Annotated in this window: 31 protein-coding genes; 17 read left to right on the top strand and 14 right to left on the bottom strand. The window is 71.0% G+C overall.

The features are described 5' to 3' along the window. Positions 1–154: 154 nt before the first annotated feature. The 14 genes from C4B68_RS07670 to C4B68_RS07605 form a co-directional block, all read right to left on the bottom strand. The gene (locus C4B68_RS07670) at positions 155–673 is read right to left on the bottom strand and encodes a hypothetical protein (RefSeq protein WP_099498651.1); all 519 of its coding nucleotides are present in this window, start codon (positions 671–673) and stop codon (positions 155–157) included. A 32-nt stretch (positions 674–705) separates the two neighbouring features. Next, on the bottom strand, positions 706–1,737 hold the full coding sequence (locus C4B68_RS07665; protein ID WP_240634235.1) for a DUF8094 domain-containing protein: 1,032 nt from the start codon (positions 1,735–1,737) through the stop codon (positions 706–708). A gap of 67 nt (positions 1,738–1,804) precedes the next feature. Beyond that, positions 1,805–2,341 (bottom strand): hypothetical protein, encoded by a 537-nt coding sequence (locus tag C4B68_RS07660; RefSeq protein ID WP_240634233.1) that lies wholly within the window; start codon positions 2,339–2,341, stop codon positions 1,805–1,807. 23 nt (positions 2,342–2,364) lie between these two features. Then, positions 2,365–3,156, bottom strand: coding sequence for a hypothetical protein (locus C4B68_RS07655; RefSeq protein ID WP_180289136.1), 792 nt, complete (start codon positions 3,154–3,156; stop codon positions 2,365–2,367). A 42-nt stretch (positions 3,157–3,198) separates the two neighbouring features. Then, positions 3,199–3,483, bottom strand: coding sequence for a hypothetical protein (locus tag C4B68_RS43045; RefSeq protein WP_240634231.1), 285 nt, complete (start codon positions 3,481–3,483; stop codon positions 3,199–3,201). Positions 3,484–3,849: 366 nt separating this feature from the next. Further along, on the bottom strand, positions 3,850–5,364 hold the full coding sequence (locus C4B68_RS07645) for a TraC family protein (RefSeq protein ID WP_099498650.1): 1,515 nt from the start codon (positions 5,362–5,364) through the stop codon (positions 3,850–3,852). Positions 5,365–5,410: 46 nt separating this feature from the next. After that, positions 5,411–5,950 carry a hypothetical protein gene (locus C4B68_RS07640; RefSeq protein WP_099498649.1) on the bottom strand — a complete coding sequence of 180 codons (540 nt, stop codon included), beginning with the start codon at positions 5,948–5,950 and terminating at the stop codon, positions 5,411–5,413. Positions 5,951–5,975: 25 nt separating this feature from the next. Continuing rightward, entirely contained in the window at positions 5,976–6,449 is a 474-nt protein-coding gene (locus tag C4B68_RS07635) for a DUF6238 family protein (RefSeq protein ID WP_099498648.1), read from the bottom strand. A 56-nt stretch (positions 6,450–6,505) separates the two neighbouring features. Beyond that, positions 6,506–7,978, bottom strand: coding sequence for an SCO6880 family protein (locus tag C4B68_RS07630; protein WP_099498647.1), 1,473 nt, complete (start codon positions 7,976–7,978; stop codon positions 6,506–6,508). Between the two features lie 87 nt (positions 7,979–8,065). Next, positions 8,066–9,430, bottom strand: coding sequence for an SCO6881 family protein (locus tag C4B68_RS07625; RefSeq protein WP_099498646.1), 1,365 nt, complete (start codon positions 9,428–9,430; stop codon positions 8,066–8,068). 40 nt (positions 9,431–9,470) lie between these two features. After that, complete coding sequence (locus C4B68_RS07620) at positions 9,471–10,157, bottom strand: hypothetical protein (RefSeq protein WP_099498645.1); 687 nt, start codon at positions 10,155–10,157, stop codon at positions 9,471–9,473. Further along, positions 10,157–10,465 carry a DUF6112 family protein gene (locus tag C4B68_RS07615; protein WP_167459042.1) on the bottom strand — a complete coding sequence of 103 codons (309 nt, stop codon included), beginning with the start codon at positions 10,463–10,465 and terminating at the stop codon, positions 10,157–10,159. The genes C4B68_RS07620 and C4B68_RS07615 overlap by 1 nt, the downstream gene beginning before the upstream one ends. 246 nt (positions 10,466–10,711) lie before the next feature. After that, a complete protein-coding gene (locus tag C4B68_RS07610; RefSeq protein ID WP_099498643.1) occupies positions 10,712–11,080 on the bottom strand; it encodes a hypothetical protein in 369 nt (122 codons plus the stop codon). 385 nt (positions 11,081–11,465) lie between these two features. Continuing rightward, on the bottom strand, positions 11,466–12,581 hold the full coding sequence (locus C4B68_RS07605) for a C40 family peptidase (protein ID WP_099498642.1): 1,116 nt from the start codon (positions 12,579–12,581) through the stop codon (positions 11,466–11,468). Positions 12,582–13,107: 526 nt separating this feature from the next. On the opposite strand from C4B68_RS07605, the gene C4B68_RS07600 reads away from it, so the two are divergent. The 17 genes from C4B68_RS07600 (at position 13,108) to C4B68_RS07520 (ending at position 25,358) form a co-directional block, all read left to right on the top strand. Further along, positions 13,108–13,863, top strand: a complete 756-nt coding sequence (locus C4B68_RS07600; protein ID WP_099498641.1) for a DNA-methyltransferase — start codon at positions 13,108–13,110, stop codon at positions 13,861–13,863. 170 nt (positions 13,864–14,033) lie between these two features. Then, positions 14,034–14,684, top strand: a complete 651-nt coding sequence (locus C4B68_RS07595) for a DUF4913 domain-containing protein (protein WP_167459041.1) — start codon at positions 14,034–14,036, stop codon at positions 14,682–14,684. After that, complete coding sequence (locus C4B68_RS07590; RefSeq protein WP_099498640.1) at positions 14,681–15,166, top strand: hypothetical protein; 486 nt, start codon at positions 14,681–14,683, stop codon at positions 15,164–15,166. Before C4B68_RS07595 ends, C4B68_RS07590 begins: the two co-directional genes overlap by 4 nt. Next, a complete protein-coding gene (locus C4B68_RS07585) occupies positions 15,163–15,897 on the top strand; it encodes a DUF3631 domain-containing protein (protein WP_099498639.1) in 735 nt (244 codons plus the stop codon). The genes C4B68_RS07590 and C4B68_RS07585 overlap by 4 nt, the downstream gene beginning before the upstream one ends. 29 nt (positions 15,898–15,926) lie before the next feature. Then, positions 15,927–16,400 (top strand): GNAT family N-acetyltransferase, encoded by a 474-nt coding sequence (locus C4B68_RS07580; RefSeq protein ID WP_099498638.1) that lies wholly within the window; start codon positions 15,927–15,929, stop codon positions 16,398–16,400. Further along, the gene (locus C4B68_RS07575; RefSeq protein ID WP_099498637.1) at positions 16,397–17,086 is read left to right on the top strand and encodes a hypothetical protein; all 690 of its coding nucleotides are present in this window, start codon (positions 16,397–16,399) and stop codon (positions 17,084–17,086) included. Before C4B68_RS07580 ends, C4B68_RS07575 begins: the two co-directional genes overlap by 4 nt. A 56-nt stretch (positions 17,087–17,142) precedes the next feature. Beyond that, complete coding sequence (locus C4B68_RS07570; RefSeq protein WP_240634229.1) at positions 17,143–17,865, top strand: hypothetical protein; 723 nt, start codon at positions 17,143–17,145, stop codon at positions 17,863–17,865. A gap of 199 nt (positions 17,866–18,064) precedes the next feature. Next, positions 18,065–18,391, top strand: a complete 327-nt coding sequence (locus C4B68_RS07565) for an SH3 domain-containing protein (RefSeq protein WP_099498636.1) — start codon at positions 18,065–18,067, stop codon at positions 18,389–18,391. A gap of 114 nt (positions 18,392–18,505) precedes the next feature. After that, complete coding sequence (locus C4B68_RS07560; protein WP_099498635.1) at positions 18,506–18,961, top strand: hypothetical protein; 456 nt, start codon at positions 18,506–18,508, stop codon at positions 18,959–18,961. After that, positions 18,958–19,401 (top strand): hypothetical protein, encoded by a 444-nt coding sequence (locus tag C4B68_RS07555; protein ID WP_099498634.1) that lies wholly within the window; start codon positions 18,958–18,960, stop codon positions 19,399–19,401. The genes C4B68_RS07560 and C4B68_RS07555 overlap by 4 nt, the downstream gene beginning before the upstream one ends. A gap of 11 nt (positions 19,402–19,412) precedes the next feature. Continuing rightward, positions 19,413–19,835, top strand: coding sequence for a hypothetical protein (locus C4B68_RS07550; protein ID WP_099498633.1), 423 nt, complete (start codon positions 19,413–19,415; stop codon positions 19,833–19,835). 30 nt (positions 19,836–19,865) lie between these two features. Next, positions 19,866–20,756: a winged helix-turn-helix transcriptional regulator gene (locus tag C4B68_RS07545; RefSeq protein WP_099498632.1), complete on the top strand. Its 891-nt coding sequence runs from the start codon at positions 19,866–19,868 to the stop codon at positions 20,754–20,756. Next, positions 20,753–21,268: a hypothetical protein gene (locus C4B68_RS07540; protein WP_099498631.1), complete on the top strand. Its 516-nt coding sequence runs from the start codon at positions 20,753–20,755 to the stop codon at positions 21,266–21,268. Before C4B68_RS07545 ends, C4B68_RS07540 begins: the two co-directional genes overlap by 4 nt. Beyond that, positions 21,265–22,503 carry an MFS transporter gene (locus tag C4B68_RS07535; protein WP_240634228.1) on the top strand — a complete coding sequence of 413 codons (1,239 nt, stop codon included), beginning with the start codon at positions 21,265–21,267 and terminating at the stop codon, positions 22,501–22,503. The genes C4B68_RS07540 and C4B68_RS07535 overlap by 4 nt, the downstream gene beginning before the upstream one ends. Positions 22,504–22,545: 42 nt before the next feature. Further along, complete coding sequence (locus C4B68_RS07530) at positions 22,546–22,884, top strand: hypothetical protein (RefSeq protein ID WP_099498630.1); 339 nt, start codon at positions 22,546–22,548, stop codon at positions 22,882–22,884. Positions 22,885–22,977: 93 nt separating this feature from the next. After that, on the top strand, positions 22,978–24,198 hold the full coding sequence (locus tag C4B68_RS07525) for an ATP-grasp domain-containing protein (protein ID WP_099499005.1): 1,221 nt from the start codon (positions 22,978–22,980) through the stop codon (positions 24,196–24,198). Then, positions 24,195–25,358 carry an MFS transporter gene (locus tag C4B68_RS07520; RefSeq protein ID WP_099498629.1) on the top strand — a complete coding sequence of 388 codons (1,164 nt, stop codon included), beginning with the start codon at positions 24,195–24,197 and terminating at the stop codon, positions 25,356–25,358. Before C4B68_RS07525 ends, C4B68_RS07520 begins: the two co-directional genes overlap by 4 nt. Positions 25,359–25,409: the final 51 nt, after the last annotated feature.

Genomic DNA, 25,409 nt, shown 5'->3' with positions numbered 1-25,409 from the left:
GCCGGCGAAACGGTGCTGGTGCGCGGCGAGCAGCAGCGGCAGGTGATGGCTGGGGTAGCCGTCCCAGTGGACGTACGTCCCGGCGTAGCCGGTGGCGGTGGGGCGGGCGATGACAGAACGACTGGACAGAGAATCTTCCTGTCGACGGGGCGGGTCAGCGTGAGGAGCGGCGTGCGGGCGCGGCCGGTGGCGCGGGTGCCGCCGCGGGGCCGCTCGTGGGCTGTGCCGGTGCCGACGGGTATGTGCGCCGGTAGGTGTCGGCGAGGTGGTCGTCGGTCAAGTAGCTGAGCTGGTCTCCGAGTTCGGACAGCTGCTCGGCGTGCTGGCGGTACCGTTCGGCGATCTTCGGCTCGTGGTTGCGCTCGCACCACTCGGCGGCCGTCTCCAGGAACTGGTGCAGCTCGCTCACGGCGCTGTGTCCGTCGCCGAGGACGGCGGTGGCGACGGCCTGGAACTCGGCGGTCGTGCCCACTTGGTACAGCTGGCGCGTCCAGGCGATGACGCTCTGCCCGGCGTCCTCGATCGTGAGGCCGTCGGTGAACTGCTTGGCGTCGTGGGCGGCCCAGCGGTGCAGGTCGTCGGTGGTGGGCCGTTTGCCGCGGTGGTCTTTGATCTGCTTGCCGGTACGACCGACGTTGTCGTACAGCTCGAAGTCGGGGTGGGACAGGGACAAGGAACTCCTCGGGGCGTGGCCGGGCCGCGGTGCTACGCGCGGGTCGTCAGTCCGGAGGCGACGGGCGGTCCGGAGGCGTCGGTGCGGGCGCACGTGTAGCCGATGAGGCGGGACGGGGCGGCCTTGGCCGGCACGGTGGCGGCGTCGGAGCAGACGAACGTGTACTTGACCGAGGTGCGAGGGATGTCGTGGAGCCAGGCGCGGTCGTCCTTGCCGGGGTTGATCTGCAGCCCGGAGTGCGCGACGACGTCGGTCTGCGTGTGGGTGTGGGTGAAAAGGATCAGCGCCCCACCGTCGGTGGTCTTGAGCGCGTAGGCGTCCTTGTAGCGGTTGGCTGCCCCGGCGAAGACGGTGGTGCCCAACTTCCCGTACTTCTTGCTCGTCTTGTCGTGGACCTTGATCTGCTGCTTGCTCGCCGTGGTCGGGGTGAAGACCTTGGTGCCGGTGTTCACCCCGCCGGTCGCGAAGTTGTCGATCACCGCGGTGCGCAGCAGGTGGGCATCGGCGGCGAGCTGGTTGTTGCCGTTGGCGGCGACCGCGGTGGCGTAGCCGTGCTGGTCGAGGGCGATGTCCGGCAGTGGCTTGTCGTCGAGGTCGACGACGGAGACCAGTTCCCACCGCTTGTGCTCCGGCTGCTCGGCGAAGACCGCAAGTCGGCTCGGATCCTTGCCCTTCTGGCCGGAGAGCGCGGCGGCGAACCAGCGTTCCTGGCCGGCGGTGAAGCGCGGAATGTACAGCTTGGCGTTGGCGGTGTCGTACGACCACGGCTTGTACGGCTTGCGGTCGGCCTGGGGCAGGCCCTCGTCCTCCTTGTAGTCCGCGACGGACATGGCGTACAGCGGGCCGTCCTCGATGCTGTCGAGGAGCGTGCGGTCGTTGTCGGCGTTGGCCTCATTGTTGATCTTCGAGTAGTGGGTGATCTGGGCGAGGGCCTCCTGCTTCGTCAGCGCCGGGACGGCGGCCGGCGCGGGGGAGGCGGTGCGGGTGGCCGTCGCCGCGGCGTCGTGGCTGCTGGTGTCGGAGGTCGTGCAGGCGGACGCGGTGAGCGTGACGGTCGCGAGCATGGTGAGCAGCAGGGCGGCGCGGCGGGCGGGGGTGTGCGAGGGGATGCGGGCGCTCCGGGAGACGGGATCAGCGGGAACGGGATGGGGTTGTGGTGGCCGACGGGGAGGGCACGGCGGTCGCGGTCGGCGGCGTGCGGGTGTCGGCAGCGGCGCGCAGGTGCTTCGCGGCGCGGGCGAGGTAGATGCGGCTGTCGCCGAGGCGGTCTTCGAGCTGTTGGTGCTCGGTGGTGATCGCCCGGTCGCGGGCGGGGCCAGGAGCTTGGTGAGCGAGGTCGGCGAGATGGCCGAGGTGATGAACTGCGGCGCTGAGGGCGGCGAGCGCGAGCCCGGTGGGTTCGGCGGCGCTCGCGAGCGCGAGCGTCGTGCAGCGCACCGTGGCCGTGGGCCGGGCAGGGGAGCGGGCGGCGGCCCGGTGGCGGAAGGCGCTCTCGCCGGCCAGGAATCCCAGCAGGCGGGCCAGCTGACGGACTTCGTCGTCCAGGATCTCGCTCAGCGCCGGATCCGGGCGGATCTGCTCGGGGAGCGGAAGGTAGTCGGCGATGGTGTTGAGCCGGTCGGCCACGTCGTGCAGCAGCATCCGCTGGTCGGGGTCGGACAGCGGCAACTCCTTGATATGGGTACCGGGTTCTACCGCCGGAAGGTGGATTTCGGGGAGGCGGAGACCGTCGGCAGCGTCTTGCTCGCGGCTGCGGATGCCGCAGTGGGAGGCGGGAGGGGAGCGGCGCGGCGGAAGTTGACCCCGATGCCCTGGAGCGTGAGCCGCTGGGCGGCCAGCTGGACCAGCAGGGCGCGCTCCTTGGCGCTGTAGGCGGCCGGCAGCACGAAGGCGAACTCATTCGGCCGGTACTGGAAGTTGCAGCCGAACAGCGTCATGCGCGCCTCTTCGGGCACCGAGTCGTACGGTGCGCCCACCACGCCGTCCGGGTACCAGACAAGCGTGAGAGTCTGCGCGACCTCGGGCGCGGGCTGTCGGTGCGGCGGCTCGGGCTGGAGCAGGGCCTTGTCGCGGACTTCACCGAGGGCGGCCCGGTAGCGGGGCAGCAGGCGTCGGGTGACTGCCGCGGCGGCGCGGACCGGATCGTTGGGGACGGCGATGCCGTCCGGCTCCCGCACCGGGGACATCTGGTGGGGCTTGAAGCCCTCGGGCTCCAGCGCCGCCACCACGAACTGGTGGCGGTACAGGGGGCGGTCGGTGACGTAGAGCTGCTCTCCGCCGGGGCCGTGCAGGATGGCGTCATGGCCGAGGACGTACTGGCTGACGATGTAGTGGACGTGGCCGGCGTCCCAGAGCCGTTCGATGGTGGGGAACTGGTCCTCGTAGGTGGGGTGGCGGTGGTACTCGCTCGTCCAGGCGCCGGGCAGGCGGTCAGCGAGCGCGGCGGCGAAGGCGGACAAGAAGGTTGTGCGGGGCGTGGGCATCGATTCCTGAGGTGCTGCGGCGGGTGGTTGGTGAATCGGCGGTCAGCGCCGTGGTCCTCCGGACCCGGGCTGCGGGCCGGGCGGGACCGGGGGCGTGCCGGGTGTTGTGCGTGTCTGCTTCAGGAGCGCGTCCAGGTCCGGGGGCGGGTCGTAGCGCGCGCGGAGGATCTTGAGATCCGCTTCGGTGGTCATGGCCACGGCTGAAGCAATGCTGCTGGCTGCGCCGCGGAGCAGCCAGGGCGGTGACTCTGGTTCGGCTCCGCGGTTTTGGCCCTTCCACTTGGCGGTGGCGGCCAGGTGATCGATGACCTCGTTGAGGAACGGCACGACGGCGTCCAGCAGGGCGTTGAGCGCGGTGCTGAACCCGGCCGGTGTCGCGGCCGCGTCCAGGGCCGTGCCGTAGGGGGCTCAGGTCGGGGGCGGGGAAGGGCTTGGGCGGCAGGGGGTGCTGGGTGCGGAAGGCTTCGGCATCGCGATCGGCCCAGCGGTGCATGTCTGCCTTCGTGACGGAGCGGGTGTGGTACGCGTGGATCTGGTCGGCGGTGCGGCCGACGTTGTCGTACAGCTCGAAGTCGGGGTTGTGCAGGGGGCTCCAGGTCTCGCGTGTCGGAGATGCCGTCGGGCGAGGGCTGTTGGACGGGGCGGGTGTTGGGGAGGGCCGGTACTGCACGTGCGGCAGCGGCTTGTGGGGTTTTAGCGCAAGCGGGCGTCGGTGTCGAAGAGCGCCAGCTCGTGGGGGTGCAGGAGGTGCTGCACGATGAAGCTGCGCCCCGCCACTTTCCACAAGCCTCGGCCCCGGTTGAGATGGGAGATCGCGTCGGTCTCCACCGAGGTCAGTCCCAACAGGGCTGCTGCCGCAGGGAGTTGGTCGGTCTCCTGCCGGTAGATGATGCGGGTGGAGCAGTCGGCGAGCAGTCCTTCGGCCAGTGCCCGGCCACGTGATCCGGCGTCGCCGGCGGTGAGCAGGTCGGACAGCCGGTGGATCACCATCAGGTTGGCGATGCCCAGGCCGCGGCTCAGCTTCCACTGGGATTGCATGCGCTGGAGGAGGCCGGGGTGGCGCATCAGGCGCCAGGCTTCGTCGTAGACGATCCAGCGCCGCCCGCCGTTCGGGTCGGAGAGCGCGGATTCCATCCACGCGGACGCACAGGTCATCGCCAAGACCAAGGCGGTGTCGTCGCCGGATCCGCCCAGGCGGGACAGGTCGATGGTGAGCATCGGCGAGTTGGGATCGAACGTGACGGTGCTCGGGGCGTCGAACATCCCGGCGAGATCACCGTGGACCAGCCGGCGCATGGCGTGGGCGAGGTCGCGGGAGGCGTCGCCGAGGCGACCGGACATGATGCCGCCGGCCACGTCGAGTTCGTCGGGGTTGTTGAGGGTGGCGGCGATGTCGCCGAGCAGCGGGGTGCGACCGGTCGCGGCGGCGCGGGTGACGACAGCATCCAGGGCGACGTCGAGGCCGGTGTGCTCCATCGGCAGCAGGTCCCGCCCAAGCACGGTGCGGGCCAGTGAGCCGAGCAGCAGCAGACGGCGCTTGCGGATCTCGCCCGCCCAGTCGGCCTCGGAGACGCTGTTGGGCCGCGGCGCCGCGTCCAGAGGGTTCAGCTTTCCGGGCAGGCCCGGCCCGAGTGCGATGGAGGTGCCGCCCAGTGTCTGTGACACTGGCGTCCATTCCCCCTTCGGGTCACACGGCACGTAGACCCGGTATCCGAAGGCGATCGACCGCAGCGCGAAGCTCTTGGCCAACGCCGACTTGCCCTGTCCGATCACCCCGGCCAACAGCACGTTGGGGTTGGTGAAGCCCTCGACCTTGCCGTACAGCGCGAACGGATCGAAGCAGAAGGAGGCTTCGGCGTGGACGTCGCGGCCGATGTAGATGCCCTCGGCGCCGAGGCCGCCTTCGGCGAGAAACGGGTAGGCCCCGCTCGCGGTGGCGGTGGTCATGCGGTGGGCGGGCAGCTTGAACCTGTTGTTGCGGGAGGACGCGGGGCCAGGACGCCCGGTGGGCGGGAAGAGGGGCGGCGGCATCTCCCGTTCCTCTACGCCGGCACTGCCAGTGGGGGCGGCTGCTTCGACGCGGGCCTTCGCGGCAGCCTCGGCGAGCTGCTGGCGGGCGGCTTTGCGGGAGGCGCGGTCGGCGTGGTGCGGGGTGAACAGGGGGCTGGCGCTGGCGCGGCGGGCTCGGCGCGCGGGCTGGTGGCTCATGACGGGGCGGCTTTCACGGGACGGCGGTCTGGACGCGGTGCGGGGGTCAGACGACCGGCGAGGCGGTGAACAGAATCGGGCTGCGATAGCTCTTGCCGTCGCCGCTCCAGTCCAGCTGGATGTAGCCGTCGGCGAGGTAGCGGCCGGAGCCCGCCTTGGTCTTGAGGGTTCCGGTCGAGTAGGAGCCGTTGCCGTTGCCGCTGCTGTGTTCGAGCGCGTGCTCCAGGCCGGTGTAGGCGCCGGACTTCACGACCGGGTCGGTGCCGCTGACGCTGCGCTTGGTCTGGAGCTGGAACTTGGCCTTGTTGAAGGTGTAGGTACTGCGGTTCTTGGCCGTGTACGGGCCGTCCCAGTACACGGTGGCGGTGGTGTAGATGTAGCCGCCGGACCGCATGGCGCAGAGCGTCACGTCGAAGTCCCAGTTGTCGGAATCGGGTCCGTTATAGCTCGGGTCGTCGACCGAGTGGCTGCTGGTCTTGCAGTGGTAGCTGGCGGCGGATGCCGGGGCGGCGGTGGCCAGGGCGGCGGTACCGGCGAGCGCGGCGAGAACGACGGCGGCGGAGGTGGAGCGCTTCAGGGCGCGCATTTCAGGGCCTTTCGGTGGTGCGGGGTTACTGGCTGCAGGTGGTGGTGTGGCCGTGCAGCGGGGCGTTGAGGAGGTCGCTCGGGGTGGTCTTGCGGCGGACGACGTGACCTGCGGCGAGATGGCGCTGGCAGATGGTCAGGACGGGTGGCCCCTCGGGCAGCCGCTCGGGATGGCAGCCCGTGTCCGTTGGGGTCTCGTCCGCGACGGGCAGGAGGTGGAAGGCGTCGTGGACCGCGGCGGCGGCCTGGAACAGCCGGGTGTGCGAGGTGGCGAGGTGGCGGCCGGCGGCGGGATGCGGGGGCCGGGTGGATTCGGCGAGCTGGTCGAGTAGCTGGTGCAGTGCGGTCAGATGGGCGTGCAGCACGTCGAGGTGCACGCGGTCCGCGGGTGAAACAGTGTGCTGGGTGCGTGGGCTGAGGGTGCGGGCGTGGTGGCGGATACCCGCGCTGGCGGCCCGCAGGTACGGGTACGCGTCGCCGACGGGGATGGCAGAGGTCAAAGGGGTGAGTTCCTTCCTGCCATGGGGGCAGGACGCCGGCTAGTGCCGGGGTGGGGCTACAGAGCCGTGCGGGCGAGGGGGAGGGCGCCGAGGGTGAAGGCGTCGGGCTGCTGGAAGAGCAGGCGCCGCAGGTCGACCTGTGCGGTGACGGCGGCGGTCTCGATCTGCGCGCACGCGGCATCGAGCAGGGCGTCGGTCTCGGCGGACACGGTGAGCAGCCCGGTCAGCGCCACATCGGCGTGCCCGGCGATCAGCTGCCGCTCGCGGACCTTGACGTCGGCGTATTCGACGGAGTCGGCTTCGGAGTCGACCTGCCCGCGGCGAGAGCGCTCGTTGGCGTCCGCGATGATCGCGGCCTTCTTGCGCTGCACGTCGCGCATCGCGGACTCGAGCCCCTGCGGCACATATATAAGGGAGAGGGCGCGCCGGACCCCGGCGGTGAACATCAAGCCGTGCAAGAAGCCCGCCGAGGTTTCAGTGCGGGGCCAGTCCTCGACCCAGTAGGTGGCGTGCCGGGCGGAGTCGGTGGCGAGCCGGTCGTACTCCTCGACCTGGACCACGGGCCCGGCGGCGGCCGGGTCGGCTTCGGCGCGGCCGGAGTCGGACCACTGCTGCAGCGCGGACAGCGCCCCCGGGTCGTAGGCGGTGCGGATGACGGCGGCGATCTCGCGGGCCGTGAGCCAGCCGGTCACCATCAGTCCGGCGCTGCGTGCGGCCTGGGCGATGGCGGACGTGGTCTGTTCCATCACGGTGAAGGCGCCGGGCAGGCCGCCGCCGGCCTGGCTGATGACGCGCTTGGCGGCCTTGAGGTCGAGGGAGATCGCCAGGTACGACTCGTGCGGGGCGGCGGCAGGTCCTGCGGAGGCGACCAGTTCGCTGTAGACCTGTCCGGAGACCGGGGTTTCGGGATGGCCCTGCCGAGCCCAGTGGCGGGCGAGGGTGTTGCCGCTGTCGGGCACGGTGCGCTCCAGGACCTGCACGGTGGCGACGTGTCCGGTGCGGGCGATGCCCGCCAGAGCCCGCCCCCACCCGGCGACGTTGTGGTTCTGATTCGCCGGATCGAGGAGCGCGAAGGCCCTGCTGGAAACGCGGGCGACGGCGGTCAGGGTCTGGCAGTGCGGGTCGTGCACGGCGGCGGCCTGGTTGGCGGAGTCGCCGGGGGTGACGACGCACAGTGAGGCGGCGGTGCCGGGCAGGTGCAGGATGCCGTCTTGGCGGGGCCGGGTGACGGGCCGGGCGAGCCACAGGGTCTGGCCGGTGCGCCGCCGCCGGGCGAAGCGCAGGACGATCGGCGCCCAGTCGATCAGCGAGCGGCCGTGCCGCCGGACGACGACCAGGGCGGCGACCGCGGCCCACAGCGGCGTCAGGGCGATGGCGCCGAGCAGCCCGGTGGATACCACCGTGACCAGCAGCAGTGTCAACGCGCAGGACACGAGCACGAGTTGGGGCAGGGAGAGGCCGAGCAGGATGCCGCGCCTGGACCGGTGGGGGAATTTGACGGTGAGTGGTGTGACGGTGAGATCAGACAATGGCCGTTCCGATGGTGCGCGGGGCGGTGGCCGGGGCGGCGCGCGGCGAGGAATGCGCAGCGCGTGCCGCCCCGGAGTCGGGCAAGGTCACAGGCCGGTGGGCGGGGGCGGCGGAGCCCCGGTTCCGCTGGAGGTGTCGGCCGAGTTCGGTGCCGGCGGGGCGCCCTGCGGCGGTGCGGTCGAGGTGCCGGCGCCGGGCTGCGACATGAAGCCGCCGCCGCTGGAGGGCGATCCGGAAGCGCCCCCCTGCCCGGGTGCACCGCCGAACTGACCACTGGTGTCGTCACGGGGGCTGGTCGGCGGGGGCTGGACGGCCTTCTCCAGACCGCTCTTGATCCCCTCGCCCCCGGACGACGGCGTGCTTGAGCTGCCGCCTTCCTTGCCGGTGTCCGGCGTGGGGTTGGTGGCGATGTCGCCGGGGAAGCCGCCCGGCACGGAGTCCGGGCCCTGGGGAGCGGCGCTTGCTCCGGCCGCGGCACCGCCGGTTCCGGCGGTGGCGACTGCGGCAGCGGCCTTGCGTCCGGCGCGCTCGGCATGCTGACGGGCCATCTGCGCACCGGCTCCGCCGGAGCGGTGCAGGGTCTCGGCATCCGAGCCCTCGGAGGCCGCCCAGTGCACGAACTTGAACGTCGCGTACGGGCACAGCAGGACCAGCGCGAGGATGACGATGCCGGCCATGACGTCGGCGAGGGCGGCGATGCCGTCCTTGGCCTCGGTCTTGCCCATCGCGGCGATCCCCAGGACGAAGATCACGGTCATGAGGAGCTTGCTGACCACGAGGGTTGCAGTGGCTTCGATCCAGCCTTTGCGCCAGCGCCGGGCGACTTCCCAGCCGCCGCCGGCTCCGGTGAAGACGGCGAGGGTGACCATGACGAGGATGCCGACCTTGCGGACCATCATCACGCACCAGTAGAGGAATGCTCCGATGGCGGCGCCGACGCCGACGAAGACGGTGACCAGCCAGCCCAGGCCGGACAGGGAGGCGATCTGGCCCACCTTGACGATGCGCCGCACCGCTGTGGCGATGTCGAGATTGGCGGCCTTGAAGAGTCCGTCGGAGAGTGCGTCGACGACTTCGATGGCGACGGTGGTGAAGGCGATCGCGGTGAACGCGAACAGCACGCCGGTGGCGGTGCCGGTGAATGCCTGGGTGAGCGCTTGGCCGTCGCGGCGGATCGCGGCGCGTACGAGCTGGGCGCAGAAGGTGGCGACGAGGACGATCAGGCCGATCGGCAGGATCATCTCGTAGTTGTCGCGGAACCATCCGGCGTTGAGGTCGACCTTGGTGGTGGTGTTGACCGCTTCGGCGGCCAAGTCGGCTGCGGCTGCGGCGAGTTCACCCGCTGACTTGGCCATCCAGTTGCCGATGGCCGCGCCGGGGTCGGAGGCGAAATCCACGGCGTCGCCGACGGTGCAGAGTTTGTCCGCGAGGGGGAGGTCGCAGAAGCCCAAAGGGGGAGTCCCCTCCTTTCTCAGGTGGGCTGGGGGCGGGTCAGGGCACGACGCGGGGGGCGATGGAGACCAGCGAGCAGTTCGCGTTGGGGCGGCACTGCACGGCGAGGGTGATGGAGCGGTCCTCGGCGCCGGCTCCGCCCTTCTTCCAGGCGATCTGCTGCTTGCCGGTGACGGTGACGGCGTAGATGTACGCCTCCGTGATCGCCGACGGATCGTCCGCCAGGGCCTGCTTGAACGCCGAGGGGTAGTGGGCCTCCGTGACGGTGGTGGTGGCGTACTGGGCCTGGTCGGCCATCCGCGACCACAGCACCGGATCCGGCACCTGTGCGGCGATCGAGGACCAGTCGGCGTACTTCGTCTCCGACGTCAGCCACGCCTTCATCCCGGCGAGCTGCTGGTCACGGCTGGTGGTGCGGGTGTCGTACGACCACAGCGTTGCTGCGGCGGCCTTGGCGTAGGCGACCGGGTCCGCCAGCTGCGGGGGTTTGGCCACCGAACCGGCCCCGGCCGACGCCGTCGGGCCGGTGGATGAGGAGGTGCTGCTGCTCGGTCCGGAGGACGGAGCGGCGGCCTGGCTTTCGTCGGCTGTGGTGCGGCTGGTGAGCAGGGCGACGACGGCGGCGAGGGCCAGCAGGACGGCGAGGCCGGTCGCGATGACCGTGATGCGCTGCCGGGTCGACCAGCCGATGCCGTAGCCGGACAGGGAGGGGAATCGTTTCGGCATCAGTGGACTTGCGACCCCAGGGCGGAGAAGAAGGCGACGATGCCGTTCGCGGCGCCGAGACCGAGGGCGGCGCCCGCCGCGACGACCGCGCCCTTCTTGCCGTTGGCTTCGGCCTGGTGGCCGCCGGTGTGATGGCCCCAGGCCCACACGCCGAGGGAGACGGCGAGCGCGCCGACGACGGCGACGATCGCGAACAGGTTGATCGAGTTGACGACGTTCTTCAACACCGCGAGGCCGGGCAGCCCGCCGCCGGAGGGCGTGATGCCGGGGTCGTAGGCCAGATACTGCACGGTTGAGAGCAGGTGCAACAAGGCTCCTTGGGCACGCCGAAACCCGGCGCGCGGGAATCACAGAAAGAGAGGAGGGACGAGGCGACTGCCTTGAGACGGAGGGCCGACCAGCGGGGCGGAAGACAGCTGGCCCGGTCGGCCTCCGCGAGGGGGCGGAGCGGACACGGAAGATGTCGCGCCGAAGCTGGGGGCGAGGCCGCGAATGGGGCGCTGCTGCTGCCGACGGCGCTGTGGCTCAGACTCCGAACAGGCTGCCGGTGTCGCCTACTTCGGGATCGACGGCTTCGGCGCCGGGTTGGTCTGGTACGGGTTCGCGCAGTTGTAGATCATGTAACCGCGGCCGATCTTCTTGCCGTCCGACTTCCGGGTGACGGTGCCGCGCGTGTACCAGGTGCGCTCGGACTTCTTGTAGACCCACTGGTCGTAGACGACCTTGTCGTGGCGGTAGCCGATGCCCAAGACGGTGGACGTCTTCGACGGGGCCTTGCGGACCTTGACCGCACTGCAGCTGATGGTGGTGGTGCTGGTGTCGTACGCCTGTGCCGAGGTGGCGGTGGCCAGGCCGCCGGCGGCGACGGTCAGGCCCAACGAGGCTGCCGCGAGGGCGCGCTGGGCGCGATGGCGGGTTATCAAGTAGACGCTCCGTACTGTCAGGGGAAGGGGAGTGGGGGGCAGGGCGGCGGGTCCTGCGGGGGTTGTCCGCGGGGGGTGCGGAAGAGGCCCAGGGGGTATCCCGGTCAGGGGTGGTGCGCCGGGGCTGCCGAGCCCCGTGTAGGTTCCGATCGGACTTGTCGTCCGGCGCTGCGTTGACCTGCGGCTTCGGAGGGCTGTCCGGACAATTTGTCGGCAGATTCGTCCGGCCGATCTGTCGGATTCTTCGGGCGGAACACTCCGGTGAGGCGGCACCGACAGGTCGCTAGGGCAGCTGACCTGCGGCTTTCCGCACCACGCCGACAGTCCGACGACAGATCGGTCGGACACCGACAACTCATTTCGGAACCTATACCCCGGTCGGGGGTCAGATGACCCGGCGGGCGGCGAGGATGTCCCAGTCCGCGAGGGGCGTGATGCGAACTGGTTTTCCAGTCCTTGGTGCCTCGATCGCGAGTCCCGAGCCGATGTACATGCCGACGTGTTCGGGGCGGGCGGCACTGCCGCGGGAGAAGATCAGGTCGCCCGGCTGAAGGTGCTTGGTGGAGACGGCCTTGCCCTCGTTGATCTGCGTGTACGTGGTGCGGGTGAGGGTGATGCCGGCGTGCTTGTACGCCTGCTGGGTCAGCGAGCTGCAGTCGCAGCGGCCCATCGGGTCGGGGCCGTGCGGCGCGGTGCAGGTGCCGCCCCACTGGTACATCGTGCCGAGCTGCGCCATTGCCCAGGCGATGGCCTTGCGCGCCTTCGGATCCGCGTCCTTCGGGATCGAGTAGCCCTTCGGCACCGACCCTTCCGGGATGATGCCGTACCCCGAGCCGTCCTCGGTCGCCGCGCAGGACGTGGTGCTGGAGGCGGTGTCCGTCTCGCTGGTGTCCTGGTCGGCGTCGGGGAACGTCGCGGCGATCGCCTTCTGCAGGGCAGTCGCCAGGTCCTCCCACTGTGCGTAGGCATCGCGGTAGGCGGAGCGCTGGACTGCCTGTGCGGCCTGGGTGACGGTCAGCTGCTGCCAGCCGTCCACCGCGAGCAGATGCTTGTAGAACTGGGTGGCGGCGTAGACGGGGTCGTGGATCTCCGTGGCGGTGCCCCAGCCTTGGCTCGGCCGTTGCTGGAAGAGCCCGAGGCTGTCGCGGTCGCCGGAGTTCAGGTTGCGCAGCCGCGATTCCTGCATCGCGGTGGCGAGCGCGATGATCTGCCCCTTCTTCGGCACGTTCATGCTGATCCCGGTGGCCACGATCGTGCGGGCGTTGGGGATCTGCTCCTCGGGCAGGGACAGGCCCTCGACACGGACGGTCTTGGCGTCCGCGCCGTTGAGGATCTTGGTGACCTGCTCGACGACGGCGTCCGTGTCGACGTCGCCCACACACGTGAGGGAGGAGTAGGTGGTCTGGGCGGCCTCGCTGCTGGTGGCCATCAGCATGGCCGTGCCGGCGAGGAGGAGTGGGGAGAGGACGAAGACGCCGATGCCGGCGGCCACGCCCTTCAATCGGGGACGCCTCCCGGCAGGCGGTCACGGTCCGGGGACCGGTGTGCGGGCAGGGGCGGGTAGGGCGATGTCACAACGAGGTCCTTGGTGAAGTCCCGGCGGCGCGTGCGTCGTTGAGGAAAGGGCGCGACGGCCGGGTGGTGGGTAAATCGGGGCCCGGGTGCATGTGCGCGAGTTGCCGCTCGCACCGGCACGGGCGTCGGGTCAGGTGTGCCAGGACATGGGTATACCTCCACGAGGGCAGGGGCGGGGGATGTGCCACCGGCGGTGTTGGCCGGGCAGTTCCAAAACAGTAAGGGCGGATCCCCGGTTGCCGAAATCGTGTTCGGTCAAGGCTCTGTCTCGGGGATTTCGGCGGTGATAGCGCTCAACCGGGGATCGTGCCCTACAGTTTTGACTCCTCCCCTCGCCCTCTCGCTGCGCGGACCCGCGGTGCCTTCCTGCCCGCATTCGGTCCCGCGGGTTATCCGGGCGGGCCGGAGTGTCTCAATCCCTCATCCCACCCGACCCGAATTGGGGTATCTCTTTGCCTTTTTCCCTGCACCAGGGCGACGCGCTCGGCGTCCTCGCCGGACTGCCGGATGACTGTGTCGACTCCGTCATCACCGACCCGCCGTACAACAGCGGCGGGCGGACGGCGAAGGAGCGCACGTCCCGCAGCGCGAAGCAGAAGTACACCTCCGCCGACGCCGGGCATGAACTGCCGGACTTCACCGGCGAGAACATGGATCAGCGGAGCTACGGCTTCTGGCTGACCCAGATCATGACCGAGGCACACCGGCTCACCAAGGTCGGCGGCACGGCGCTGCTGTTCACCGACTGGCGGCAGCTGCCGATCACCACGGATGCCATCCAGGCCGCCGGCTGGCTCTGGCGGGGCGTGCTCGCCTGGCACAAGCCGCAGGCCCGCCCCCAGAAGGGCCGTTTCACCCAGAACTGCGAATTCGTCGTCTGGGCCAGCAACGGACCGATCGACGCCTCCAGGAACCCGGTCTACCTGCCCGGCCTGTACAGCGCCTCGCAGCCGTCGGGCAAGAGCCGGCAGCACATCACGCAGAAGCCCGTCTCCGTCATGCGTGAGCTGGTGCAGATCTCCCCGCCCGGCGGCACGGTGCTCGACTTCACCTGCGGCTCGGGCTCGACGGGAGTCGCGGCCCTGCTGGAGGGCCGTGATTTCATCGGCGTCGAGAAGACCAAGCACTACGCCGAGATAGCCGCCGACCGGCTCACCGAAACGCTGCAACAGACTTTGTCCCAGGACGACTTGACCCTCACGTCCTGAGCCCTGTCGTGCAGCGCGGGCACGGCCTGTGGTGCGTGGCCCGTCACACCATGGCCGTGCCGCGCGGGGCGTTATAGCAGCAAAGTCCCGGTTACCGAAACCGGGGATTCTCCGGATGGTTTGAGCCGCAATTCACACCCAACGGCCGCGGCTCAAGGAGGCCCCTTTTCGTGCCTGAATCCATAGACCCCCCGGAGGACGGGGAGACGGAACCGGTCCGGCTGCCGGAGTCCGATCTGGAGAGCATTGAGGCGAGCGTTCGCAAACTGCTGGACCAATCTGCCGAGCAGGCCCGCCAGCTCGACAGCCTCGCCTCCGCACCGCTGCCCACGGACTCACCGTTCGGCGCCTTCGGCATGCCGGGGTTCGCGGGCCTGCCGCCGCGGAGCGCCCCGCCGGAGCCCCGCCCGATCCTGGAACTGGAGGGCGAGGAGTACGAAGACGAACTCGACGCGCTGTCGGACTGGGTGGATGACTTCCTCGTCCGGGTCTACGGGGCGGAGGTCACCACCGCCGCCCCGTGGTGCGAGCAGTGGCAGGAACACGCCGACGTCGTCGCCTGGCTCCACGCCCTGTGGCTGGCCTACCAGCAGCACAAGGATCCCGAGGCCGGTTTGTCCGGCCTGTTCGTCTGGCACCGGGACTTCCTCACCCACGCCATGGCCACCGTCCGGGCTGCCGGCGGGCCGCTGTCCGCGTGCATGACCGATCCGGACCGACCCGCCCACCGCCTGCTGCCCGGCCCGCCGCCCTCGAGCCGGACCACCGCCGAAACCGCAGAGTCCAAGGAGAACGGCGCACCCGGCCAGGGGGCCGGATGAGCGGCCACGACCGGCCCGCCTTCGGTCTCTCCTTCGACCCGCGCGCCCTGACCGACCTTCTCCAGGCCCCCAGCGACATCCGCGACCTGGCGCTCGCCCAGCTCCAGGACGTCGTCAACGCCCGCCTGTTCGGCGCCAAACTCACCCGCGATCTCGCCGGATGCCGCAAGGTCTACGTCGATCACCGCAATGCGTGGCGCATCGTTTACGCCCAGCGGCCGGCGCCTGCCAACTCCACGCACACCACCGAGATCCACGTCGTGGCCGTACGCCCGCGGGACGCGCACGACGTGTACGACACCGCCCGCGCCCGCCTCGGCATCACCCGACGGCCCCTGGGCGAGCGCACCCACGCGGCCCGCACCCGCTCGCCGCAGCTGGGAGCGCGCCAGCCCATCCCCAAGCCAGGACCACCGCCCTACGCGATGCCCGGCCTTCCCCGACCCGCACTGCCCCCGACCCTGAAGGGCCCCATTCGTTGACGCAGTTCCCCACCCTGATTGACCAGGTCGCCGCCGCGGTACTGGCGCCGGCCGAGGTCACCGAGAACCCGCACCACCGCGCCATCGTCGATGTGTTCGTCGAGATCCAGGACCTCGACCGGCAGCTCGCCGCCCTGTCCGGCGCCGACCGTCCCGCCGGCGTCAGTGCCACCGAGCAGCTCGACACGCTCACCGACCTGCTGATCGAACGCATGGCAGCCGGAGCCGAGTTGAGCGCGCTGCTGTCCACCTCCTGCTGCTGTGAGGCTGCGTACGAGCCCGCACCGCCCAGCGAGTACGAGCCGGTGGAGGACGAAGAGCCCGACTTCGATCCGGACCTCGATCCCGACTTCGAGGGCTTCGACGACTTCGAGGATCTGGAGGGTCCCGACGACCTCGACGGCTTCGACGGCCTCCACGAGGCCACGTGCGAGGAGTTCCTGACCTGCCCGAGTCGGCCGAGGACGATTGTCCACGCCTGCCTTGACATCTTCGACGTCCTGGGTGCAGCGGAGTATGTGAGCACCGCGGAGCTGGTCGCGCGCCTGCGCGAGCTGCCCGGCGAGGCCGATGGACGCTGGCGCTACGCCGACCTCACCCCGGTCCGCCTCGCTCTGCTCCTGCGCCCCTACGGAGTCCAGTCCCGCAAGCCGCGCAACGTCGACGGCAGCCGCTACCGGGCCTACCGGCGCGGCGACCTGCAGGCCGCCCGCCCGGACTGCTCCTGCTGACCCACCCCGCCGTCGCGCGTACGCGCCCGGTGACGGCGGCGGACTGGGACCTGGTCGCCGCCTTCCACGCGCAGTGTTCCGAACAGAACCTGCTGCGCCGCTGGGGCCGAACCCGCCTCACGCCCCGCGACCTGACGCGGCTGCTCGCCCAGGCGCAGTGCTGGATCGGACTCGACGCTCACGAGCGGCCACTGGCCCTCCTCTGCGTCGGGCCCGTCAGCCGGGAGCCGGGCGTCGTCGACCTCGGACTGCAAGTCGCCGACGACCACCACCGCCGCGGCATCGGAACGGCCCTGGCCCGGCAGGCGGCCCGGATCGCCCGCACGCGCGGGGCACACACCCTCACCGCGTTCACGCAGGCGTCCAACGCGCCGATGCTCCGGCTCCTGGAGCGTCTGGGGCCCACCCGGCGCACCCGCGACGGCCCCTACGTCGAGGTCCGCATCGCCCTGGACGCGTGCGCCTCGGACACTCTCCCGCACACAAGAACCGCTCCGACATGAGCTCACCCCCCGCACCCTCGCCCGACCGCCACCCGCGCACCGTGCTCGACCACCGGATCGAGACGGCCGCAGGTTGCAGCATCGAGAAGCTGTGGCGGCACCGCGAGGCCGGTCTCCTCGACGCACCGCACTCGGCCCTGGCGGACGCCCACCGCGACCTCGTCCGGGCCGAGCGGGACGTCACCTTCCACCGTGCCCTTCTCGCCCGCCTGGTGTCCGGCGAGTTCCCCGTCGATCAGGCGCTGTTGGCCCGAATCGAGCGCACGGTCGACCAGCTCGCGCACGCCATCGACGAGCGCGACACCGAGCAGGCCAAGGCCACCGCCGCGCTGGAGCCGATCGAAGCGGCCGCCCCGCGGCAGGCGCCACAGCAGGTGCCGACGAAGGACTTCGCGGCCCTGCTCGCCATCGCCCAGGGCGCCAAGCTCCACGAGAACCTCCTCACCCACCGGCTCGCCGTGGCCACCCCCTCCCGCACCCGCATCTCCTACGCCCAGCTGCAGCGCCTGCAGGCGAGCGGCCTCGTGGACCGCGACACCTCCCACCCAGTGCACGCCGGCCAGCCCGTCACCCTCACCGACGCCGGCCGGGCCGTCCTTGCCGCCCCGCGCCCCGCAGGCCCGCCCGGCACCACGCCGTCGCCCCGGCCAGCGTCATCACGCGCTCCCGCACACTTGCGTCGCTGAACAGCTCAACACGCCCAGCCCACGGCGCCCATGGCGTCGTCGCACCGAAAGCACCGATGCCCACCCACGAACCGGATTTCCGCCTCGACGGATATGAGGCCGTCAACGACCACGTCGCCGACCAGTTCTGGCAGCACATCACCATCGAGCAGGACATGCTCACCCTGCTGGCCGAGCACCACACCGAGGACGGCGGGCACAGCTTCTACGTGATGCACAACCGCGCCGTCACCTGGGGCATCCCCGGGGAACCACAGATCGTCGCCCTGCACCTCAAACGCGACTCGGCGGCGCGCACCTTCCGCTTCACGCACAAGGAACTGCCGCTGCCGTCCATTGCCCAGTCCTGGCTGATCGCCCGCGGCTGCCCCGAGGACAAGATCCTCCTGCCCGACGGCATGGGCACCACACCCGCCAACCAGGCCACCCGCGCCCTGGAGAAGCGACTGCGCAGCGACGGCGACCATTTCGCCCTGCTGACCAGCTACACGCACGACGCCGAGCCGATCGAGACCACCGTGCTGCTGCGCGCCATCGACGAGAAGGCGCCACTGCCGTTCCGGGTACTGCTCGAAGAGGTCGACACCGACGCGTGGACGCACACCCTGCGCGAGGGCGCCTTCGCCACCTTCGAGGCAGCCACCCAGTGGTGGGAAGCGCACTGGAACGGCGAGGCGATCCCGCTGCCGGCCGCGTCACCGCCAGCCAGCCACACCACCGCTCCGGGTGTCCCCGCACTGCCCGCGCACCCCGCTCCACCGCGCGGTCCCAGCCGCTGAATTCGCGGCTACCCACCGGCTTTCCCCTTCCCCGTCCGGTGAAATGCCGTCTGCCCTGAGCTAGGCGGCGCGGAACATAGCACGCAATCCCCGGTTACCGAAACCGGGGATTCTCCGGACTCTTGTTCTCGGCCCGCACGGCATCAGCCCGGGTCCGTTTCCGCATTCCCTTCCCTATTCTCGTGGAGGTCAATTCCCCATGCGCACCAGCCGCATAGCCGTCTCCGCCGCCGTTCTCGGCGCGCTCGCTCTCCCGCTCGTCTCCATCCCCACCGCCAGTGCCGCAACCACCGTCAGCAGCTGCTCGGCAAAGCCGCTCCCGTACAAGGTGCACGCGAAGGCTGTAACGATCCGCTCCAAGGCGTCCTCCAAGTCCACGGCGCTCGGCGTGCTCTACCGCAGCCACAAGTTCACCGTCCACAAGAGCAGCGGGAACTGGCGCTACATCACGGACAAGACCACCGGCGTAAAGGGGTGGGTGTCCGGAACGTACGTCTACCGCGACACCGCCATGTGCCTGGACTAGCAGACCGGCCCGCAATTCCCCTCTTCGGCATCCGGGTTCGCGGACCGCTCCCGCACGGACCGGATTTTCAGTGTATTTTCCCGCCCCCGAAAAGCGAATGAAAGGAGCTTCTCCGTGCCCGAGTTCAGCGAGGACGTGATGGGCGTCGTCACTGAGCGGATCGAGGACCGCTTCCAGATGCCTCTCGCCGATCTGCGCCGGGCGGTTCAGGCGGCACCACAGGCCAACCCCGAGGCCACCAGTGTCGTGCACTGGTACGGCCTGCTCGCCGAAACCCAGGACGCACTCGACACCGCGGAGGACGCGCTCGTCGAGGCGCTCGGCACGCACCCGGGCGAACTCGACGACGCTGTCATGGAGTTGGCGCACCGGGTCAACGCCGCTGTCACTGCACGTGACGGTCGCGTGATGGTCGTGAACTACCTCCTCGACCCCCTCGCCCCTGGCAAGCGCGGGCCTGGCGCCTGGCGTGGTGCCGGCCCCGCCGCGCGCCGCGCTCCGGCGCTGCCCACCGCGGCGCCCGCACTGCCCGGCGAGCGGGGTATCCCGACGCGCGGGGTGACGCGATGAGCGTCATCGACAAGTCCACCAGCCGCGACACCGCGCTGGAGGAGGCGTTCGGTGCCTCCGTCGCCGAGCTGTATGCGCAGGCAGCCCATCTTGAGGTCTGCGCCGCCCTCCACCGTGCGCTGGAACTGCGCAGCTTTCTCGCGGTCGCCGAGGAACAGGTCGTCTGCGTACGTGATCGCGTCCACGCCTCGATGTCCTGTGACCGCGACCTGGGCGACCTGTCCGCCGAGGACCTGCGCTGGGACGCCCAGTGGCTGGAGGCTGCGCTGGCCGGCCGGGACGGCTACGTCGCCGCCCTCGACGACCTCCTGCGGACCATGCCCGCTCCCGATCAACGCCCCGCGCAGCCGGTGCAGTTCGCTCAACCGAAGATCACCGCCACTGCTCCGCCCGCCCCGGCAACCGGCCGTGCCGGGGCGGTGCGGACCCACCGCCCCTGAAAGCCCGCCGATTGCCCCAGCCCGACGCCACCGCCCACGCCATCTCCGAGATCATCGCCCAGCGCATCGAGGCACTGTTCGGACAGCCGCTCGCCGAACTCGAAGCCCTCGCCGACACCACCCCCGATGCCACCCTGCTCGCCGCGCTAACCGGCAGTCACAGCGACCTGGCGCTCGCTGAGCGCAACATCGCCTTCCAGCTGGAGAGGCTGCGCGAACTCATCGCCCCTGAGCGGGAGATCGGCCGTTTTGCCGCCGGTCACATCGTCGACTGCGCCCGCCGCATCGCCGAGTCCGTCGCCGCCCGTGACGCCTACGCCAAGAACACCGGCGCGGTCCTGGCGGGACTGCGCCGCGCACCGGCCCCCGACACCCCACCGCCGGCTGTGCCCGTACCCGCCTCCCCGCAGGCCGCCGCCTCCCGCACCCGCTGATCTGCCCGCACTGCTTGAGGAGCCCCATCCTTGGCCACCACCGCTCAGCCCCCCACCACCCCGAACGACTACTCCAGCGTCACCAAGACGCTGGATCTGCTCGCCCCGCGCTGGAGCGTGTGGGTGCTGATGACCCTCTCCTCCCAGCCGCTGCGCTATGCCGAGATCAAACCCCGGCTGCCGTGGCTCGCCGACGGCCAGCTCCACCCCCGGCTGCGCCACCTCACCAACGCCGGCGTGGTCGAACGCACGGAGTACGCCCCGCGCCACGTCACTTACGGCCTCACTGGCCGGGGTGCCGAGCTGCTCCCCGTCCTGGCCGTGATCGCCTCTTGGGGCGACACCTACCTGGAGAAGCAGCTCGTCACGAGCAAGGCCACCGGTGAGCTGGAGCCCGAGCGGATCCCCCCGGCCCAGAACATCGACGACACGATCACTCTGATCGCCCCGCGGCACGCCACCCCGATCCTTATGACCCTGCAGGCCCGGGGCCGTGCGAGCGCCAAGGCCCTGGCCACCGAGGCTATGCCTGGATACGGGCTGACTGCTGTCTACAAGCCCCTGGACCGACTGGTGGCCGACGGCCTCGTCACGGTCACAGGCAGCGACGACTTCCAGCTGTCCGCCAGCGGCCAGGCACTCGCCCCCGTCTTCCAGGCCATCACTACGTGGGCTGTCCTCCCGTCCGCCGGGACCGACCCGCTTCGCCGACCGGGGACCGCCCCGTCCAAGACCCGCTCCGGCACGTGGGCGACCACCCCGACGCGCCTTCCGGCACCCGCCATTCCGGCCGCATCGTCTGCTGGCCCTGCCCTGGCCACCACCCCGCCGCCGGACGGCCCGGCGTGGAAGTCCAGCGACCTCTTCTCCCACCAGATACCCGCCCGCCCCATCACCCCGGCAGGAGGCCCGCGTCGATGACAGCCGCCCTGCCCACCAGCGTCTTGCGTGAACGCCGCGCGATCCGGACCCTGTCCCTGCCCGGCCTGATACGCCTGATCACCGAGATCGACGACAACGGCCCTATCAGTCGCCAACGCGGCAGCCTGCAGGGCGCCCTCGGCGACCTCACCACCGGACAACTGCGCCACGCCATCGACACCGCACGCGACCTCGGCCTCATCCACGCCCGCGGACACGCCTTGGCCCGCTACCAGCTCACTACGAGCGGCAAGGACCTGGCCGAGGTGTACGACACCGCAGCACGCTGGGCCCGAACCAACCAACTTCCCAGCCGCACCAGTGACTTCGTCGCGCGCGTCCAGCACGCCTTCCAGATGCAGGACGGCGGCCCGGGGCAATCCGGCGCAGCGACCGAACCGTCGGCTCCGCGCGCGGCGCTGTCCGAGTGGCTTACGGCGTACCCCCGCGTCCTGCACCAGGACATCGCCCGCTCCTCCTGTGCGGCGGAGGAATCGGGGCACGCTGCGTGAGATCCCGTGTCGGACCCTGGCATGCCCGTCGCCCGGTCCCCACTCTGCTGCGCGGCATCTACCTGCCGCGCAGCACGGACGCTGCCGCGTTCGCCATGGCCACCTACGGCATCCCGCTGCTGGTACTGGCCACCACCAACTCGGCCGCCCTGACCGGCCTCGCGTTCGCGCTGGAATGGGTGCCGAGACTGGGTTCGTTCGCCTTCGCAGGGGTTCTGGTCGACCGCCACGGGACCACCGCCGTGCTCCGTTTCGCCTCTGCGGGCCGGGCCGTGGTTGTCCTGGCCACCGCGTTCATCTTGCCAACGCAGGCGGGCCTCAGCGCGACGGTCACCGTCATGCTGCTCGCCGCGTCCACCGGGATCCTCACTGAATGCTCCTACATCGCGGCCGAGACCGCGGGCGGAGTCGCCGGCCGCGAGGCCGGCGCCCGCGCCCACCGCGTTCAGTCGGTGCTGCTCGGCATCGACCAGTTCGCCACGCTGGTCGGCCCCGCACTCGCCGGGCTGCTCCTGCAGCGGGCCGGCGCCACCGGAATGCTGATCGTGATCGCCGTCTTCTCGCTGCTCACCAGCGTCTTGGCCCCGCGCCAGCGCCACCGGAGCAAGCCCACCGCGCCGCAGCCCGTCCTTAAGGGGCTACACACCGGCTGGTCGACCCTCCGCGCGCTACCGGCCCTCGGCTGGCTGGTGACCGGACTGACCGTCTCCAACCTGACCGTCGGCCTGCTGCAGGCCGCCACCCCAGTGATCATCGTCAAACAGCTCGGACACTCCACGGCCGACGTCGGGCTCATCTGGTCGGCAGCCGCCGTCGCCTCTCTCCTCGCGGTCGCCCTGTGCCGCCGGGCGATCGACCGCTTCGGCCTGTGGCCGGTCGGCGCCGTGTCCGCCACGATCGCCGCCTTGGCGTGCCTGGCCGTCTCCTTCGCCGACACCTACGGCAGCTATCTCACCCTGATCGCCTTCCTCATGGCCGGCGAGGGCGGCATGACCGTCGTGCTGCGCACGCTGCGCTCCCGCCTCATCCCCGCACCGGTGTTCGGCGCCACCCTGTCGCTGACCATCCTGCTGCTCCTGCTGCCCTTCCCCTTCGCCGGTGTCCTCGTCGCCACTGTGCCGCCCGCCCAGCTCGGCCACGTGATCACCATCTGCGCCGCACTGCAGGCGCTGGGCCTAGTCGCCGCCTTCGCCCGGCTGCGCACCACCCCCGCCCTGCGCACCTCCTGCGCCTGACCCGCCCGGTCACCCTCCCGCTCACCACCGGAGACCGCCGCCATGCCCACGTCCCACACTCTTGCCGACCCCTACGCCCTGCCGGTAGCCCGAGCGTCGTTTCGAGCGGGCTCGCGCCCGACGCTGACCGACCGGTTCGTGGCCTTCGATGCTGAGCATCCGTACGTCTACAGCGCCCTGGAGCGCCTGACGGCCGACCGACTTGCCGCCGGCGCCACCCGGGTCGGGCTCAAGGCGTTGTTCGAGGACCTGCGCTGGCAGCTGCCCGCGGGCGTGCGTGGACTGAACAACTCCTTCACCGCCCTGTACGCCCGCAAGTTGATCGAGGACCACCCCCAGTGGGCGTCTGCCTTCGAGCTGCGACGCCGCCGCACCCCCTGACCCAGGCGCCCTGCCTCAGCTCTTCGTTCCCCCGCACTGTTTGGAGCCTTGTTGTCCTCTCGCCCCGTCGTCCTGGTCGTTGCCGCCTCCGACATGGAGGCCCAGGCGTATCGCGGCACCTGCCTTCAGAGCGTTGCCGCCCACTACGACGTCGTCCTGATCTCCGGCGCCGCGCCGACCTGGGAGAAGGAGTTCCTCCTCGACTACGAGGTCGCCGACCCCGCCGATCAGGCGGCGCTGACCGCGGCCGGGCACGCGCTCGCCGATCGGCACGCGCTGGCCGGCGTGATGACGTGGACCGAGTGGTATCTCATCCCCGTCGCCCGCCTGGCCCGCCGGCTCGGCCTGCCCACCACCGCTCCGGAGGCCCTCCAGGGCTGCCGCAACAAGCACACGAGCCGCAGCCTGTTCGCCCGCCACGGGGTGCCCTCCGCCGCCTCCGTCAGCGTGCGCACCGAGCACGAGGCGACAGATGCCGCCCGGCGCATCGGCTTCCCCGTCGTCCTCAAACCCGCCGCGCACGCCGCGAGCATGGGCGTCATCCGCGTCGACACCGCCGACCAGCTGCAGGCCGCGTACGCCTTCGCCGCCAAGACCGCCAGCCACGGAGTGGAGAGCACTCAGGTCCTGGTCGAGGAATACCTCGACGGCCCGGAGGTGAGTGTCGAGTGCGTCACCCACCAGGGACAGACCACTGTCGCCGCTGTCACCCGCAAGACCGTCGGCATGCCGCCCCACTTCGAGGAACTGGCGCACATGGTCGACGCGAACGACCCGCTCATTGCCACCGTGGCCCCGGCCGCCGTCGCGGCCATCGACGCCCTCGGTGTCACCGACGGCGTCAGCCACGTCGAGATCCGCGTGGTCGACGGCCGCCCCCGCCTCATCGAGGTCAACGCCCGGATCGCCGGCGACATGATCGGCCACCTCGTCCACCTGGCCACCGGCGTCGACCTCGCCCGTGCCGCCGCAGACATCGCCTGCGGACATACTCCCGACCTGACGCCGACTCGCCACCAGGCCGCGGCGATCCGCTTCATCTACCCGGCCTACTCCGGCACCCTCACCGCCCGCTGTGTCACGAAACCCACCAGGGGAGTGGAGCGCGTGCGCTTCCAGCGGCAGGCCGGCGACCAGCTCGTGCTGCCGCAGGACGGGGGCGATCTGTTCACCGCTCGCATCGGCTACCTGATCACCACCGGGCAGACCGCCACCATCGCCCAAGCCCGCGCCCAGGAGGCGTACCGCAACCTCGACGTCCAGGTGGCTGCGGTCGCGCAGGCGGCCCCGGTCACCCGGGAGCACGCCGCGTGAACCAGACCGCGGGGCCCGAGCTGGCGCGCAGCCGCCGTCTGCTGACCGGGTACTTTGCCGGCTTGGGTGTGGTGATGGCCGTCTGGGGCGCACGCATGCCGGCCGTTCAGAACACCGCCGAGGTGAGCACCGCCGGGCTCGCCCTGGTCCTGCTGGCCGCTGCCCTCGGCATGGTCGCTGGACTCCAGACCGGCGGACGCCTCGCCCACCCGGCCCGCCTGCCCGCACTGCTGACCGGCGGTGCCATCGCTCTCGCCGTCTGCCTTGCCGTCCTCGGGGTATGCCGCAGCCTGGAGAGCCTCCTGGTGGCGGCGTTCGTCTTCGGCGCCGCACACGGCGTCCTCGACGTCGCAGTCAATGCCGCTGCGGTCCGCTGCCAGAACGCTCACGGCCGCCCGATCATGGGCCGGTTGCACGCGAGTTTCAGCCTCGGCGGCCTCGCAGGCGCCGTGCTGGCCTCAGCCACCGCCCACACCCCGCACACCGTCCTGTTCGCCGGCGTCGCAGCCATCGCCGCCACGGCGGCAGGTGCAGCGACGCGCCTTACCTGCTGTCTTGCCAGCCCTGGACTCGAGCCCGTCCACAACCGTGTGGCACCGGGCTTGGACGAGCGCGGGAGTCTGTCGCGGCCCCGGTTGTGGCTGCTGGGCGCACTGGCGGCCGGAACCCTGCTGGGCGAGGGGGCCGCTGCCGACTGGGCTGCCGTCCACCTGCACGACCTCGGTGCGACCGCCGCGACCAGCGCCGTGGCGTACGGCGTCTACAGCGCCGCCATGGCCGCCGGTCGCCTCGCCGGAGACCGGCTCACCGCCCGCTTCGGCGCTCCCGCTGTTGTCCGGGCCGGCGCCGCCCTGGCCGCGCTCGGCCTCGCAACCGGGCTTGCTGGCTCCACCATCGCCTTTGCCCTCCTGGGGTGGGCGGCCTTCGGCCTGGGGTTGTCCGTCACCATCCCCAGCCTGATCACCGCCGCAGGCATCGGCGGCCCCCGCGCGGTCGCCACCGTCGCGGTCACCGGCTACGTCGGCCTGCTCGCCGGACCCGCCCTCATCGGCGCCCTCGCCACCGTCACCGCCCTGCCGCACGCGCTGCTGCTGCCCGCCCTCCTCGCCGCCGCCGTCGCCGCCCTCGCTCCCAAAGCCCTGGAGAAACCCACCCCTTGACCCGCACCTCCGTCTCCCCGAACGGCGTGGACGCCCTACTCCTCGACTACA

This window comes from Streptomyces dengpaensis (assembly GCF_002946835.1).
GTDB classification, from domain to species: Bacteria; Actinomycetota; Actinomycetes; order Streptomycetales; family Streptomycetaceae; genus Streptomyces; species Streptomyces dengpaensis.
Note: the sequence above shows the minus strand (reverse complement) of the source record. Positions and strands in the feature narration are given on the sequence as shown.